At 54.8% G+C, this 15966-nt stretch carries 11 protein-coding genes; 4 read left to right on the top strand and 7 right to left on the bottom strand.

The genetic code is table 11. The annotated features are described in order from the left end of the window. Window position 1: 1 nt before the first annotated feature. The gene (locus tag FH871_RS21355; protein ID WP_138993419.1) at window positions 2–1441 is read right to left on the bottom strand and encodes a thioredoxin-like domain-containing protein; all 1440 of its coding nucleotides are present in this window, start codon (window positions 1439–1441) and stop codon (window positions 2–4) included. Between the two features lie 81 nt (window positions 1442–1522). On the opposite strand from FH871_RS21355, the gene FH871_RS21360 reads away from it, so the two are divergent. After that, on the top strand, window positions 1523–2293 hold the full coding sequence (locus FH871_RS21360) for a YdcF family protein (protein ID WP_138993421.1): 771 nt from the start codon (window positions 1523–1525) through the stop codon (window positions 2291–2293). Here the strand turns inward: FH871_RS21360 and pfkA are convergent. The 3 genes from pfkA to treY all read right to left on the bottom strand — a co-directional run bounded on the left by pfkA (window position 2290) and on the right by treY (window position 8799). After that, on the bottom strand, window positions 2290–3264 hold the full coding sequence (gene pfkA, locus FH871_RS21365) for a 6-phosphofructokinase (RefSeq protein WP_138993423.1): 975 nt from the start codon (window positions 3262–3264) through the stop codon (window positions 2290–2292). The genes FH871_RS21360 and pfkA overlap by 4 nt on opposite strands. 213 nt (window positions 3265–3477) lie before the next feature. Then, a complete protein-coding gene (locus FH871_RS21370) occupies window positions 3478–4137 on the bottom strand; it encodes a phosphatase PAP2 family protein (RefSeq protein ID WP_138993425.1) in 660 nt (219 codons plus the stop codon). Window positions 4138–4563: 426 nt separating this feature from the next. Beyond that, the gene (treY, locus tag FH871_RS21375) at window positions 4564–8799 is read right to left on the bottom strand and encodes a malto-oligosyltrehalose synthase (RefSeq protein ID WP_138993427.1); all 4236 of its coding nucleotides are present in this window, start codon (window positions 8797–8799) and stop codon (window positions 4564–4566) included. Between the two features lie 296 nt (window positions 8800–9095). On the opposite strand from treY, the gene FH871_RS21380 reads away from it, so the two are divergent. Together FH871_RS21380 and FH871_RS21385 are read left to right on the top strand one after the other, a co-directional pair. Continuing rightward, complete coding sequence (locus FH871_RS21380) at window positions 9096–10343, top strand: amine oxidase (RefSeq protein WP_138993429.1); 1248 nt, start codon at window positions 9096–9098, stop codon at window positions 10341–10343. Between the two features lie 105 nt (window positions 10344–10448). Then, on the top strand, window positions 10449–11678 hold the full coding sequence (locus FH871_RS21385; protein ID WP_138993431.1) for a glycosyltransferase: 1230 nt from the start codon (window positions 10449–10451) through the stop codon (window positions 11676–11678). Window positions 11679–11803: 125 nt separating this feature from the next. On the opposite strand, the gene FH871_RS21390 is transcribed toward FH871_RS21385, so the two are convergent. Next, window positions 11804–12445 (bottom strand): cysteine hydrolase family protein, encoded by a 642-nt coding sequence (locus FH871_RS21390; RefSeq protein ID WP_138993433.1) that lies wholly within the window; start codon window positions 12443–12445, stop codon window positions 11804–11806. A gap of 81 nt (window positions 12446–12526) precedes the next feature. After that, window positions 12527–13042 carry a ferritin-like domain-containing protein gene (locus tag FH871_RS21395; protein WP_138993434.1) on the bottom strand — a complete coding sequence of 172 codons (516 nt, stop codon included), beginning with the start codon at window positions 13040–13042 and terminating at the stop codon, window positions 12527–12529. Between the two features lie 222 nt (window positions 13043–13264). Between FH871_RS21395 and FH871_RS21400 the strand changes: the two genes are divergently transcribed. Next, entirely contained in the window at window positions 13265–14524 is a 1260-nt protein-coding gene (locus FH871_RS21400; protein WP_138993435.1) for a sensor histidine kinase, read from the top strand. Between the two features lie 19 nt (window positions 14525–14543). Here FH871_RS21400 and FH871_RS21405 read toward each other — a convergent pair whose 3' ends face one another. Next, complete coding sequence (locus FH871_RS21405; protein WP_138993437.1) at window positions 14544–15944, bottom strand: sulfatase; 1401 nt, start codon at window positions 15942–15944, stop codon at window positions 14544–14546. Window positions 15945–15966 lie beyond the last annotated feature (22 nt).

Here is a 15966-nt window from a genome sequence, read left to right on the forward strand (position 1 = left end):
GTTACGGTTTCCCCTTTACACTCGCCTTGGCATCCTTCATCGGGGCCGGTTTTTTGGTCATTTTCTGCTGTTGGAGGAAATTAAAGTAGCCTTCCAGATCTTCAACGGGTAATCGGCGGGCCAGGATTTTCTTGTCTTTATCGAGCACATACACCGTCGGGGTGGAATACACGTCGTATTTCGTTTTGTAATCGACCGGCGCGCTCGGGCCGTAGACATTCAGCAGACTCTGCAATTTAAATTCCCGGATAAACTTCTTCCAGATCGCTTCGGTTTTGCCGATGGCTACCGCGTAAATCTGCACGCCTTTGGCTTTGTGTTTATCGTAGAATTTCTTCAGCGCGGGGGCCGACTCCCGGCAGTGGCCGCACTCGGGATCGTAGAAAAACGTAATGGTATACTCGGCTTTGACGTTGTGTAACGCCTGAAACCGCCCGAGCGTATCCTTCAAACTCACGTTGGGCAGGGTTTTGCCGGCCAGTAGCGGTTTCAGAATCTTCACCCGGTCGCGCATGCTGGTGAGCGTGGAGGTATCGCTGACGGGCATCACCCCGGTCAGCCAGTATTTCTCCGCCATGTGGATGAACAAACCGTCGGTGTTCAGTACCTTCTTTTGCTCTTCATACTGGTTGGTAATGTACCAGATCGTGTATTGCAGAATTTCTTTGTTGGCTTTCGCTTTATTCACCAGGTAATCAGCCGCCGGAATCAGCGAATCGACGGTTTGCACGGTCAGTTCTTTGAGATAACGGTCGAGTTTGGTTTGAAGAAAATGCGTCCGCATCAGGCGTTCGTCCGAAAAATCAAAACCGTCGAGAAAGTGATTCCGGTAATAATTAAAAACAAAATTCGAATCCGGGCGTCCGTTCGCCAGCTTCGGCGCTTCCGGAATTTCGGGTTCTTCGGCCGCCCGGAACAGTTTAACCGTCAGCGTATTGGCATTCTTCGCCATGAAGTCTTTGCGGTAGGCTTCCACTTCTTTTTGACCGGCGGCAATCTGGCTGGCCGATCCCCCGCTTTTTTGCAAAGCACTGATTTCTCCGTACTTTTTGCTCAGGAATTTCTGGTACCCGTAAAAAAGCTCATTTTCGCGGGAACCAGTCACTTTCATGGATTCAATGACGTTTACCGTATCGGCCTCAATCGAAAACCGCTGTTCGCCAATCACCAGTTGGAGAACCGGTTTGGCATCCACCACGATCATATACAACCCGCCGGGAAGTTCTTTCGGCCCGTCGAACACCAGGCGTCCTTCGGCGTCGGCGGTGGCGGTGTCGCGGGGCGTAAACTGCGTCTGGCCGTAGAAATGCGCCAGATAAGCGGTTTTGTTGGCCAGTCCTTTGATTTTGGCCGTAACCAGGTGACCTTCGGACGATTGCGCCCGCACAAACGGGGCAGAGAGGAGCAGCAGGAACGCCGTAAAACAGAACCGTCGATTCATGAATTGCGTGGTTGGTTGACCAGAGTTTGTCATACAAAGATACTACTTATAACGATTGGGGCGCTGGCCTTCGCATACACGATGTTCTACTTTCTTTCCAAAGTATTTTCCTTTCTGCTCATGCCGCTGGGGCTGCTGACCATCCTGTTGCTGGTAGCGATCTTCACCAAAAATCATGTCCGCCGGCGAAAAGTCCTGCTTTCGGCCGTCGTGCTGCTGCTGATTACCGGCAATGGATTTATTTCCAATGAGGTGGCACTCTGGTGGGAGATTCCGCCGGTTACGCTACCCGCCCCGACGCGTCCCCGCATTGGGGTGGTGCTGACGGGAGGCATGGTGAAGGTGGATGGGAAGCCACGCAACCGCATTTATCTGGGCGATCAGGCCGACCGCATGGGGCAGGCGTTGCTGTTGTATAAAGCCGGGCAGATTCAGAAAATCCTGATTAGCGGAGGCATTGGCGGTATTTTCCGGAGCGACGTCGCCAACGAAGGTCAACTAACGCGGCAATTCCTGATGCTGGCGGGCGTTCCGGCGCAGGACGTGCTGCTCGAAAACCGGTCCCGCAACACGCACGAGAACGCACTTTTCTCCGCCCCAATACTTCAAAAACGGTTCAACGGGTATGAATATGTGCTGATCACGTCGGCCTGGCACATGCGCCGGGCGATCGGGTGTTTCGAGAAACAGCACATTGCCGTAACCCCTTACCCGGCGGCTTTCATCGGCGGACCACGCGAGTTTACGCCCAACCACCTGTTGCTGCCTTCCGAAAAAGCCCTGTTTAGCTCCTATTGGCTGATCCACGAACTGGTGGGCTACACGGCGTACCGGGTTGCAGGGTATCTCTAAACGCTGAGAATCCGCACCATCCGCAGCAAATCTTCGTTGATCGGTTTGGGCAGTTTGATCGTGTCGATGAAGGGTGTGTAGAGAAGCTGGTTGTTGACAACGCCGGCCATGACGTTCTTCTCTCCGTTTAACAAGCCTTCCAGGGCTCCCAAACCCAGGCGGCTGGCCAGAATGCGATCGTAGGCCGTTGGAATGCCTCCGCGCTGGATATGGCCCAGGGTCGTCACGCGCATGTCGACGTCGACGCCCACCTGCGAGCGGATTTTTTCGGCTACTTCGGCGGCATTGCCCTCTTCGTCGCCTTCGGCCACAATGATGATGGAGGAGGATTTGGAACGACTCCAGCCCTGTTTCAGCGTTTCGACTACTTCCGAAATGGGCGTCAGCACTTCCGGCACCATCACCATTTCGGCGCCCCCGGCAATACCCGATTGAATGGCAATGTAGCCCGAGTCGCGTCCCATCACTTCGATGAAGAAAATCCGGTCGTGTGAATCGGCCGTATCACGAATTTTGTCGATGGCTTCCAGGGCGGTATTGACGGCCGTGTCGAAACCGATGGTATAGTCGGTGCCGTACAGATCGTTATCGATGGTGCCCGGTGCGCCAACGGTGGGAATCTGGTATTCTTCAAAAAACTTTAAAGCTCCGGTAAATGTCCCGTTTCCGCCGATGGCAACCAGGCCTTCGATACCGTGTTTAACCAGTTGAGCGTGCGCTTTCTGACGGCCTTCGGGGGTCATGAACTCTTTGCTGCGAGCGGATTTCAGGATGGTTCCACCGCGTTGAACAATGTTGCTCACCGAGTGGGACGTCATGGGAAAAATATCGCCGTTGATCATTCCGTTGTACCCCCGACGGATGCCGAAAACTTCGACGCCGTGGTAAACCGCTCCCCTGACAACCGCCCGAATACAGGCATTCATGCCAGGTGCGTCACCGCCGGAAGTAAAAACAGCTAAGCGCTTCATATTAAAAGTCTATTTTAAATTTCCTATGTGCAAAAAAATATTCGTCTGCCTTTTGCTCGCGAACCGCAAATTTATTTTCATTTTTGGACAAACCGACAAATGTGTTCAACGAAAAACGAATTTAATACGGACGTAATGCTGAAAACCGGTGATTGACAGGTGGTTACTCATTTAAAATACTTAATCAATTAACTGATTGACAGGTGATTGTATTTAGCTTGTCGGTTGCTTGCGATGGCGTTGTAACTTGCGTTTAATAAGGGGGTAAACCGCATACGTTATCTTTACGGACGCAATACCGATGCCGGCTCCGGCCAGAACATCGGCCCAATGGTGCTTTTCGTTGGCCACCCGAAGCACCGCCGTGGCACTCGCCATGGCATAGCCCGCAATGCTGATCCACGGACTCTTGTGTTGATACGCCTGGTGCAGTAATTCTGCCCCCGTGAAGGCCACAGCCGTGTGACCGGACGGAAACGATCGGCGGTCGGAACCGTCCGGGCGGGTGGAGTTGATCGTGCGTTTAAAGACCTCGGTGACACCCCCCATGGCCACGTTCGACAAAACCGTCACGGCAATTTCGTCGCCCAGGTTGACTGCCGGTTTCACGCCCGCCAGTTGCAGCGCGACCCGCAGGCCATACGGCCCGAAACGCAGGTAGTCATCCGCCGAACTGACGTGACCCGTCGCTTGAAAGGGCTCTCGCGTAGGGTGGCCGAGCAATGCCGCTCCGCCCCCTGCCAGCGTGGCCGGCACAATAAAAGATGTTAGCGGGAACCGTCGTTCGGTGGGAATGGAATCACCGGCTGTTTGGGCAAAAAGCGGAAGAGAAGCAAGCCAGAGGAATAAGGAAATCAGAATTTTATGCGTCATTTCAATGGTAGAGGACTTGTGTCTGATAATTCGGTTGCATTGTTGCTGTCTGCCCCTACAGCGTTTGGATGCTGCTTCATACAGAGCTAAAAGTTTCCTTTACTGACTTAAACTAACGAACCGAAGAAACGAATGCCTGCTGGTTTGCTGCTGGGTTTGATAAGCCCAACGAGTAATTCGGCGGTTATTCAATTTAGAAAACGATTTGAAGGCCCATCGAAAAGACACGGCAAATGAACTTTGTAGGGTGAAAGCGAAGAAAGATCATTCGTCACCGACGCCTGAGCACAAACTTACTCGAAAAGCGGTAAAAAAGCATTCCTATGGAGCTGAATTGAAAATAATGAAAATACAACCTTGTGACCACAACGGACACAAGGTCGTATTTTCATTAATGAAGCCAGTCAACCGCTGGCAGGTACAGGCTTACCAGCGGTTATAGAGCGTCGCCCACGACCGAAGCCGGTTTTCGGCTTCATCGGTCAACTGCCCCGGCAGCAGCCGCCAGAGCCAGTTGTTGGCGGTGGCAGCCGGGGTGTTGATCCGGGCGGTTTCGTCCAGCCCCAGCACGTCCTGCACCGGCAGAATCACTGTTCTGGCCACCGAGGCATACACCAGTTGCCCCAACGCCAGATGCACGGTTTTCTCGGAAACCGGCTTCCCGACATACTCCGCTACGGTTTTCTGTTCGGTCGGGCTCAGGCTTTGCCGGTACCAGCCCCGGGTTGTGTTGTTATCGTGCGTGCCGGTATAGGCAATAAAATTGGGCGTGTATTGGTGGGGAATGTGCGGTGAGAGCGGCAACGCTTCCTGAAAAGCAAACTGAACGACCTTCATACCCGGCAACTGAAACGCATCGCGTAGCTGATAAACCGCTTCGCTGATGTCGCCCAAATCCTCGGCAACCAGGGGTAAAGTGCCCAGTTCCTGGTGCAGAACCCGGAAAAAATCGGCTCCCGGCCCCGGTTTCCACTCGCCCCGGATGGCGGTTTTCTCCCCGGCCGGAATTTCCCAATATTCCGACAGCGCGCGAAAGTGGTCGATGCGCACCAGATCGAACAACGCCGTATTTTTCCGAATCCGCCGAATCCACCAGTCGTAACCGCGCTCTCTAAGCCGATCCCAGCGAAAAATCGGCATGCCCCAAAGCTGACCATCGGCGTTGAAATAATCAGGTGGCACCCCGGCCACCGTGATCAGTTTCCCCGATTCATCTAGACTAAACAGTTCCGGGTGCGACCACACATCCGCCGAATCATAGCTCACGTAAAACGGCAAGTCGCCCAGCAGGTGAATGCCCCGCTGGTTACAATATGCTTTGAGGTTCTGCCACTGCCGGTCGAAAATGAACTGCAACCAGCGCACTTTTTCCAATTCGTCATGGTGGGCCTCCTCAAACGCCCGCAACGCTTCCGGCTGGCGCAGGCGGTATTCTTCCGGCCATTCATACCACGGCTGGCCCTGGAATTTTTGTTTCAGGCCCATATACAGCACAAAACCGGTGAGCCAGTGGGCTTCGCGCCGGCAAAATTCCTGAAATCGATTCTGTAACGGACTGTCTTTCTGTTGGGCGAAATTTCGGTAAGCTTGCTCTAAAAGAACATGCCGAACCCGCTCGGCTCCGGCATAATCCACCCGCCCGGTGGTTGGAAGCTGGTGGGTGCGTAAGGCGTCCCAATCCAGCAAACCGTCCTGGGCCAGGGCTTCCGGACTCAGCAGCAGGGTGTTGCCCGCCATGCTGGAATAGGTGCTGTAGGGCGAATGTCCCGCTCCCGGTTCCGTGGGATTGAGCGGTAGTATTTGCCAGTAATGTTGCCGACTGCGGCTCAGAAAATCGGCAAAAGCCCGCGCTTCCGGCCCCAAATCACCAATGCCAAAAGCCGAGGGAAGTGACGTAACGGGCAGCAGCAGACCCGCACTCCGGTCGGTAAAAGCGGGTTGTAGTTTCAAAACCGCCAGCGGCAACGTCTTGAAAACGTCTTTCAGTGCAATGCCGTCTGTTGTTTTGCCGCTGGTCGGAAGCAGCATGTGCTTCCATTCATCCGGTGCCTCCGGCGGCAAAACGATCCGGGTATCTTTCCAGTCCAGGGCCGGAACGCTTTTATTTTGCCGGCGGCTCATTTCGGCCAGGTGCAGCGGAATGGCCACCACCAGCCAGGTCTGCCGGTGCCGACGCGCAAACGCGAGCACATGCTGCCGGTACTGCCCTTCTACCGCCAGCGGAATGTAGTCTCCTTCGGCAAAGAGTTCGGTCGACTCCTGGTTTCGGGCGGTAAGCAAGGTATGGGTCAACCAGAGCTTGATTCGGGCGTCATACCGGTTTTCCCACAGATCGCTCAACAGCGCATCCGACGGAGCCTGATCGGGATTGGTCAGTTCATCCAGCCACTGTCGGCGCTGGTCATAATCGACGGGTCGGCGATTGTCGGGATCGACCAGACTCAGGTCCCACAGCTCACACCCCTGATACACATCGGGAACACCGGGGCATGTCATTTTGAGAACGACCTGTGCCAGGGAGTTAACAATTCCAAAATCAGCCAGTTGGCGGTGAAATTTCTGAAAGCTTTTCCAGAAAGGTCGTTTCCGGTTGAGCAATTGCGCAACGAAATTCCGGGTGGCTTCCTCATACGCAGCGTCGGGCGCGTTCCAGCTCGAATGCCGTTTGGCCTCCCGCAAGGCTTTTTCCAGATAATCCTGAAGCCGGTTTTCAAAATCGTCGTCGTCCTGATCCGGCATGGGAGAGGCCCCCACCAGGGTTTGGTAAATGAAATATTCGTCGTTGGCATCCGGCGCGCTCTTCTGCTTCAAGCCGGCGTTTAGCTGCTGCCATTCCTGGACGGTTTTCAGCCATTCGTCGGGCAAATCCGTCAGCACGTTCAGCCGTGCCCGGACGTCTTCTCCGCGCTTGGTGTCGTGCGTCGAGGTGGCATTGAGGGCCAGCGGCCACTGCTGTTGGCGTTCCTGCATGGCCCGGTGAAAATCGGCCGGCGACAACCCAAACGTTTCCGGCGAATCGCCCACTTCGTTGTGCGCGATCAAGCGGTTGTAGGTATACATCAGCGTGTCTTCCACCCCTTTGGCCATCAGCGGGCCGGTAAATTGCATACACCGCCGGTACAAATGGGAAACCCGCTGGTTGTAGGCATCGTCGCCATCAGCCGGTTTTTGCAGCAGCGTTTCTTCCAGCACATCGACCGCCGTGGCCAGTTCCGGTTTCTGGCTTTTTAGGTCGGTCAGAATCGCCTGCACGGCGGTAGCCTCCCGCTCCTCCAACGGAAACGTGCTGCCGTAATACCGGTAAACCGGGCAATACACCAGAAATGCGCCGAGGGCCGCCTTTAGACTGTCGGGCGGCAGAACAGCCAGCGCATTTTCTTCCACCAGATTCAGTTCCAGGAAAAACCGGTACAGGTTGTCCAACTCGCCCTTCATGTGCTGCGAGAGAATGAACGCCTTTTTGTTCAGAATCTGCTGGTGAACGGGCGTGGCATCGGAAACGAGCTGCTGGTAGAAGTGCGTCAGAACCGGCTCGCTGGCCGGTTGGGTAAACAGGTTATTGACCTGCGCCAGAAACTCGTAGCCGGTGGTTCCCTGAATGGGCCAGGTCGTTTCCAGCGGTTCGCCGGGTTCCAGAATTTTTTCAACGATCAGATACGCTTCTTCCCCGGCCAGTTCGCGGAGTCGTTCCAGATACTGACCGGGGTCATACAGTCCGTCGATGTGATCGACGCGCAACCCGGTAAATACCCCCTCGACCACCAGGTCCTTGATTCCCTGATGAACGTAGGAAAACACCGCGTCATTCTGCACATTCAGGCCAATCAGGCTGCTCACCGTAAAAAACCGCCGGAAATTGATCCGGCGGTCGGTTTCCTGGTGGTGGCTCAACTGATACACCTGCTCATCAGCCAGCTGGCGGAGTCGCTGCGGGTCGCGGTTGAGGGCGCTCAGACACGACTTGATGTAGGCCTTAACGACCGGATTTTTCTGCAAAGACGTGAGCTGCTGCCGGAATTCGTTCATTCCCAGCGCGTAGGCTTCGGGTTCTTCCACCAGTTGAAGGGGGCGGATCTGGTCGAGCAGTTGCTGAATCGATTCCAGCGTCGGCTGATCATCCGGAGCCTGCAAAACGGTTGGGTACGACCGCAGGCGCAACGGATAGTCCGTGTCGAAATACCGCAGCACCAGCCGTCCGTCCTGGTAAGCGACCTTGAGTTCCCGGTTTTTGATGACCTCATCGAGGGGCGCACCCAGAAACGGAACCGCCAGCCGTCCGTGAAAAAGCTGGCTCGTCCAGACGGTATCGAAAAAGGGCATAAACCGCGACAACGGGCCTTTTTCCAGCACGTCCATCAGCCACGGGTTGTTGGGATGAAACGCCATGTGGTTGGGAACGATGTCCTGCAGCCAGCCGATGCCCTCCTTCCGGAGTTTTTTGCTGAGTGTTTTCAGTTGCTTTTCCGTGCCAATTTCCGGGTCAATGCGGTGCGGATTGACCCCATCGTAGCCGTGCTGACTGCCCGGTACGGATTCGAAAACGGGCGAGGCATAGAGCGTACCAACACCCAGTTTCTTCAGGTACGGCCTTATTTTTTCAAAATCGCTAAAGGTAAATCCACTGTGAAATTGGATACGATAGGTAGCAACCGGATTAGTCATGAGTATCGGATAAAGCCTGCGGATAAAGTACGTTTCAAGAACCGTTGGTCAATTTGTCTGCCGGTTGACCAACGGACGTGCCGCGATGAGCAGCTATGTATTAAGCAATGACTGGAATAGAATGTTTCGATCTTCAAACCGGAGTCCGTAAAAATTCCGGCAACTGGTGCAGAACGTGAAATTCTGAAGACCCAGACACCTGTTCTTCGGCAGGCCATTGCCTCTCTTTTTGACTCAACACCCGGTTCTCCCGATCTTCCTTTTTACATTTACGGGTACACCAGCCGTTCGATTGCATGAACGTTTTCCCTGTCGAAACCGATTTTTTGCCCGTCCATTCACGCAGCAACCCTTTCCAGTCGTTCTGGATGGGAGGGTATGAATGCACCGATCAGCTCAATGCCTGGGGAAACCGGGTCGATTTTCTCCACATTACGGGGCATCTGCAACGCATCGACGACGATTACCGGAATCTGGACCCGTTCGGCATCCAAACCGTCCGGGAAGGCATTCGGTGGAGCCAGGTCGAAAAACGCCCGTATCAGTATGACTGGCAAACGCTGGCGTTCATGATGGAACGGGGCCGGATGGCCGGGATTCAGCAGGTCTGGGATCTCTGCCATTTTGGATTTCCCGACGATCTGACGCCCCTGCATCCGCTGTTTGCGCGTCGGTTTGCCGCTCTGTGCCGGAGTTTCGTTGCGTTTTACCGCTCGGTTGACCCCTACAGTACCCTGATCGTAACACCGATCAACGAAGTCAGCTTTTTGTCGTGGCTGGGGGGCGATGCCCGCGGTACGTCGCCCTACTGCGTGGGGCAGGGCTGGGAAGTGAAATACGGTTTGATGCGCGCTTACATCGAGGGCGTGGCCGCCCTGCGGGAGGCCGACCCCAGCATCCGCATCCTGACGACCGAGCCGTTGGTCAACGTGGTGCCACCCCTGGATGCCACGCCGGAACAGCTTGCGTTTGCGGCCCTGGCACACGATAACCAGTTTCAGGCTACGGATATGCTCAGTGGACGAATTTGTTCGGAACTGGGTGGGCAGCCCGATTACCTGGATGTGGTGGGCTTGAATTATTACTACAACAATCAGTGGATTGCCGGTTCCGGTGATTTTTTACCCTGGGCCAACGAGGGATTCGATCCGCGCTGGCGGCCCCTGCGCGACCTGTTCAGGGAAGTGTATCGACGCTACCAGCGCCCCATTGTTCTCTCGGAAACGAGTCACCCCGGCGAAGACCGCCCCCAGTGGATTCAGTTTGTGGCCCGGGAAAGTGCGGCCGTATTGAGCGGGGGCATCCCACTCTGGGGAATTTGCCTGTACCCGATCATCGACCGGCCGGATTGGGATCATCTGACGCCCTGGCACCAAGCGGGGCTTTGGGACGCGGAGGGAACCAGCGATGGAACCGTCACCCAACAGCCGCCACACCAGGTGCTGAACCAACCGTATGCCGACGCCTTACGGAAGGCACAGGCGGTTTTAGCCCGGGTTCAAAACAGCCTGATTTCGCAGGCCGGACCGCTTCCTAACTTCTGAGCGCCCAAGCCTCCCCTTGCCGACCGGATGGAGTTGAATAGATGATAATGGCTTCCTGTAAATACGGTTTGCCGGCGCAATGAATCATCTATAAACCATCATCAAATGTCTCATCATCCATCGGTAGCCGGAGGTCAGTCAGGACATCAGGAATCCAGTAAATTCGACCTGTCGGCTCAGGTAATTTCAACAACTTCAGCGCGCGATATCACTGATTTACTCTGTTTCTCGCATTTACGCTGGAACTTCGTGTATCAGCGCCCTCAGCATCTCATGAGTCGGGCCAGTCAGCAATACCGGGTCTGGTATTGGGAAGAACCCGTTTGCGACGACCATGCCTGGCTGGAAGTTCGGCCGGTCAATCCCCACCTGCATGTTCTGGTTCCTCACTTGCCTCCCGGTCTGACGGCCGAAGCGGGCCATGAACTGCAACGCCAGTGGCTCAACAACTTGCGGGTTCAACACCGGATCATCGATTTTATTTCCTGGTATTATACGCCAATGGCGCTGGCCTTTACTGACCAGTTGCGGCCCCGGCTGACGCTTTACGATTGCATGGATGAGCTGTCGGCCTTTCACGGAGCCCCACCCGCGTTGCGGGAACGGGAGGAAGAATTGATGCACCGGGCCGGGCTGGTCTTCACCGGCGGCTACAGCCTGTTCGAAGCCAAACAGCAACGACACCGATCCGTCCATGCGTTTCCCAGCAGCATCGACAACCCCCATTTTGCCCAGGCTCGTCAGGGCTTGGCCGATCCTGCCGACCACGCCGGCATTGCCTACCCGCGCGCTGGCTACAGTGGCGTCATCGACGAACGGCTGGACCTGACGCTTCTGCGAGAACTGGCCAGCCGCCAGCCCGACTGGCAGTTTATTCTGCTGGGACCGGTCGTTAAAATTGATCCGGCCACGTTGCCGCAAGGGCCAAATCTGCATTATCTGGGCATGAAACCCTATGAGGCCTTACCGGCTTATTTCAGCAATTGGCAAGTGGCTCTGCTGCCTTTCGCACGCAATGAGGCCACCCGGTTTATCAGTCCGACCAAAACGCCGGAATACCTGGCCGCCGGGCTCCCGGTGGTTTCAACGCCGATTCGGGATGTGGTCACTACCTACGGCGACTACGCGCCCGTCTGGATTGCCGATACGGTTTGGGGGTTTGAACAGGCGATGGCAGAAGCCCTCCAGGAACAAGCCGAATCCGACTGGGCGCCGATCGACGCACACCTACAGCAGCAATCCTGGGACCTGACCTGGGCCAGCATGAACGGCCTGATTAAAAACCAACTGAAGCCCTCGGAGAACGCCGTGGCTCACGCTTTTCTTCCGGAGTAAACACGAAAACGGGTTCGATAAACCGGCCGGATACCCGGCGTGGTTTGTCGAACCCGACTTCCGGCTTTTCGGTCTGGTGTCATCCGTTTTCAGGCATCTGAAAAGTTTACAGATCTACCGGACTATTAGAGAGCAGGGACCTTTTCGTCAGTGCGAACGTCTATTTGGCACAACGCCGACAGGTCGAGTTTGTCTGATGGCGTTGTATCAGCGCCAAGCACCCTTTCCATATACGTTAAGGCCATTTTGGTATGTTCCGGTGCGTCGGAGGCTATGCAATCAGCCGGAATACTCAGCGCCAAGTCCCGCATATACGCATCTTTAGCCGAAAAAAGAACACAGACATCGGAACTGATACCCGTCAAAATCAGGCGCTCAACCTGTAAATACTCCAGCAAGGTATCCAGCGTGGTGGCAAAAAAAGCCGAGTGCTTCGGCTTCAGCACAAAGTAATCCTCCGCTTCCGGATGCAGCAGTTCGGCCAGAGGCTGACCCCGAACCCCATCATTCAGGCAATGCTCGACCACTTCCGTAAAATCGGACCGCCAGCGGCCAAAATTGTCATTCACGTAAATGATCGGAATCTGTAAAGCCTGGGCGCGTTTTTTCAAACCCGCAATCTGCTTCGCGGCTTTCAAAGACGGTTTTAAAAACAGCTGGCCTTCCGGAAACTCCAGATCATTGATCATATCGATAATCAGCAAAGCCACCGGAAAGCGATCCGGCACATTGCCGTGCAAATCTTCATTCTGCTTCTTCTTTCCCATAGCGTGCCGTTGCCTAACGGTAGTAAGCCGGTGTTTCATAACCCGGCTTACTACCAGTCCATCTCTCTTTTCAAAAATCAACTACTCGGTTTTCGCTGACTCATTGACGGAGCCTTCGGCAATTTCCGTCAGCAGGGAATCGGTTTTCTTTTCTTCGGCCAGGGTTGCTTCCAGCAGTTGAGCCGCCTTTGGATAGCCCAGCACACCGGCCAGGGTTTTCAGCGTTCCGTAAGAAGCAATTTCGTAATGCTCCACTTTTTGTGCCGCCGAAATCAGGGCCACGTCCCGGGTTAACGTTCCCTCTTTGGTGTCTTCGATCAACCCTTCCGCTTCCTCGATCAACCCTGCCATCGCATCACACTTTTTGGCCGATGCTTTTTCACCCACAGCCTCAAAGACCTGCTCCAGCCGGGCTACATGGTTTTCGGTTTCGGTCAGGTGTTTTTCGAAGGCGGTTTGCAATTCGTCCGACGTGGCTGATTTTGCCATTTTGGTCAGTGCTTTTGTCAAATGTTTTTCCGCCCAGTAGATGTCTTTCAACTCATCGACAAACAATTCCTTCAATTCGCTTTCTCCGTTTCCTTTTGTCGTTGCCATGTTTTTAAACGTTGTTTTGATGAAAATTACCCGATTGCCGGTGTTTGAGAGTGCCTCAATACCCCGACAACGTAGCCTATCAACAGAACAAGATTGGAGTTGTTTATAAAAAGTTAGCGAGTTTTCCACCTATCTTAAAACTTTGAATCAACCTGCACTTTTTAACCATTCTTTCCCGAACGGGTTATTCAGGCAACGGAAGTTTCACCTGACCCGCTCCTTATGAATACCCCAATCGATCCTTCGCTGGCCACACTGGCAACCTACCTGGCCGCCCGGCGGGAAGCCATTCTGAACACCTGGCGAACAGCCTGTCAAAATGATCCGGCCTGCAACACCATCGCCAGTTTAAGCCGGGAAGAGTTCAACAACAAGGTTCCTTTTATTCTCAACGTTTTCGACCAGCGGCTGCGGCAACTCGCTCTGAATGCGGATATTGAGCAGTTGTCGGAGGAGCATGGCCTGCACCGCTGGCAAAAAGGGTATACGTTGCAGGAACTGCTGACGGAAATCCATCACCTGAATCAGGTGCTGCTGGATGAACTGCGTCACTACTGGCAACGCCATCCGGCACCTGAAATGGATTGGGTCGCCGAATCGTATGAATACTTATCCTGGTTCAAAACACTCAGCATCAGCGGTAGCGTCGGGCAATATACGGAACTGCAGCGCCTGGACGCCAGCAACCGGGTTCAGCTCCTGCAGCAGGCCCTCGACGATCTGAACGACCTGACGCGCCAGCGCGGAGATCTGTTGCGAACGGCCTCTCACGACCTGCGGGGCAGCTTCGGCATCATCGAGGGAGCCGCTTCGTATTTGAATCTGGTGGAAGCGGATGAACCGGAACGGAAACAGATGCTCGAAATGCTGAATCGCAACCTGACAACCGTGCGGAATATGGTCATCCAGTTGATGGATCTGGCCCGACTCGAAGCCGGTCAGGAATCCCTCAACATTCAGCCGTTTAACGCAGGACAACTCCTGCATCAACTGATCGACAGCTACCAGCCACTGGCCGAAGAAGCAGGCCTGATGTTAAAAGCCGACGGGCCGACGGAGTTGCTGGTTGAAAGTGATCCTCTCCACTTGCAGCGCATCGTGCAGAATCTGGTGTTGAACGCCCTGAAACATACTCAATCCGGCTGGATATCGGTGTCGTGGGTTCGCGAAAGCAATTACCGCTGGCTCATCGGGATTCAGGATTCCGGGCCGGGCCTTCCTAATCAGGATTCCGGTTCCTATTCGCAGGTGCTGGCCCCCATTCCCGAATCGAGCGCGGCCTTTGGGGTGCCCACACCGGAAGCCGACGCCCGGGAGAAAGCCGTTATTCAGGCTCCTAAAGCCGCCAAAGGCGAAGGCATCGGCCTGTCGATTGTCAAACGGCTGTGTGAACTCCTGCGGGCCAGCCTGGAGATTGAGACCAAAGCGGGTGAAGGAACCCTGTTTCGCATTCGCCTGGGCCTTCACTGGAAAACCCAGTAAAAACCCGGGCGACGCCTATTCACTGAACGGTTTCTTTCAGCACCTGGTAGCGGTTTCGCATTTCGTCTAATTTCTTGCGAAAAGCCGGGTCCGTCGCCCGGTTTTTCGTTTCGTGCGGATCGGCTTTAATGGAATACAACTCCTCATACCCGTGCTCGATGAATTTCATGTATTTGAAATCCGGGGTGACCACGCCTTCCACTTTAGGCAACCGCGGACTGCCCATAAACGTATGTTCGTAGAAGAAATCCGTCCGGGCGGGTGCATTGGCCTGCATCAAATCCACCCCCTGCATGGTTTTCGGGACAGCAACCCCGGCGAACGACAGAAGGGTGGGGGCAATGTCGATGTTGAGCGCAATCCGGTCCGGTCGGGTTCCTTTCCGGCTGGCGGGTAAAGCCGGGTTATAGATAATCAGCGGCACCCGGATGGACTCTTCGTGACCAAACCACTTGCCTTCCATGCCGTGTTCGCCCAGGTAAAAACCGTTGTCGCCCATAAAAACGATGATCGTGTTCTGATCCAGATTCAGTTGCTTCAACTGCGCCCTCAGCTTGCCCACCACCTCATCGACGCCGGTGATCAGCCGGTAGTAATCCTTGACGGTTTTCTGGTGCAGTTCGGGCGTGGAGAACAGCGGTTTCCAGCGTTCGCGGCCAATGTTTTTGTCGGTTCGGAAAAAGTCCGGGAAGCTGGCCCAGTACTTCGGATCGGCGGTTTCCGGCACCGGTATTTTGGCATCTTTATACAACGCCTTGAACCGTTCCTGCACCGGATAGGTCGGCGGGTTGCCATCCAGTTCGTGCGGGGCCTTGAAGCTTACCGACAGACAGAACGGTCCTTTTCCGGCAAAATCGTTCAGGAAGTTCTGCACACCATGCGCTACGCTGTCAGTATGGTGAATCTTCTTCCCACTCTGGTTGGTGTATTCATACGGCGGCTGCCCCTTGCGGTTGCAGGCCCAGAAATCGTACTGGTCTTCGGGCGGGTTATCGCCCACCCCATACTTGCCGACAAAACCGATTGTATACCCGGCTTTTTTGAGCAGCAATGGGTAGGTATTCGCAACGGCTTCCGGCGAGAAATCCGTCACAAAATCATTGATCTTGTGGCGTGATTCATACTGTCCGCTCAGCATACTGGCCCGGCTGACGCAGCAGATCGCCGTGGTGACGTAGGCATTGGGAAACAGCATACCGCCTTTGGCCAGCGCATCCAGGTTCGGCGTCCGGATGATCGGGTTGCCCATTACGCCCAGCGCATCCCAGCGGTGGTCGTCCGTCAGCAGGAAAATGATGTTGGGTTTTCCGGGCGGTTTTCCAGCCGTTGTCTCAGGCAGATCGACAACAAATGCCGCGCTGCCCAAGATGGTTCCCACCACCCCGAGCCAACCGACCGTCCTTAAAATCGTTTTATTCATGGCAATTTTCAGGATTTAAGAA

Source organism: Larkinella sp. C7, from assembly GCF_006149005.1.
GTDB lineage: Bacteria > Bacteroidota > Bacteroidia > Cytophagales > Spirosomataceae > Larkinella.

Coding starts and splice junctions, on each gene's coding strand:
- FH871_RS21355 (WP_138993419.1), bottom strand. CDS start 1,441: ATGAATCGACGGTTCTGTTTTACGGCGTTCCTGCTGCTCCTCTCTGCC.
- FH871_RS21360 (WP_138993421.1), top strand. CDS start 1,523: ATGTTCTACTTTCTTTCCAAAGTATTTTCCTTTCTGCTCATGCCGCTG.
- pfkA (WP_138993423.1), bottom strand. CDS start 3,264: ATGAAGCGCTTAGCTGTTTTTACTTCCGGCGGTGACGCACCTGGCATG.
- FH871_RS21370 (WP_138993425.1), bottom strand. CDS start 4,137: ATGACGCATAAAATTCTGATTTCCTTATTCCTCTGGCTTGCTTCTCTT.
- treY (WP_138993427.1), bottom strand. CDS start 8,799: ATGACTAATCCGGTTGCTACCTATCGTATCCAATTTCACAGTGGATTT.
- FH871_RS21380 (WP_138993429.1), top strand. CDS start 9,096: ATGAACGTTTTCCCTGTCGAAACCGATTTTTTGCCCGTCCATTCACGC.
- FH871_RS21385 (WP_138993431.1), top strand. CDS start 10,449: ATGTCTCATCATCCATCGGTAGCCGGAGGTCAGTCAGGACATCAGGAA.
- FH871_RS21390 (WP_138993433.1), bottom strand. CDS start 12,445: ATGGGAAAGAAGAAGCAGAATGAAGATTTGCACGGCAATGTGCCGGAT.
- FH871_RS21395 (WP_138993434.1), bottom strand. CDS start 13,042: ATGGCAACGACAAAAGGAAACGGAGAAAGCGAATTGAAGGAATTGTTT.
- FH871_RS21400 (WP_138993435.1), top strand. CDS start 13,265: ATGAATACCCCAATCGATCCTTCGCTGGCCACACTGGCAACCTACCTG.
- FH871_RS21405 (WP_138993437.1), bottom strand. CDS start 15,944: ATGAATAAAACGATTTTAAGGACGGTCGGTTGGCTCGGGGTGGTGGGA.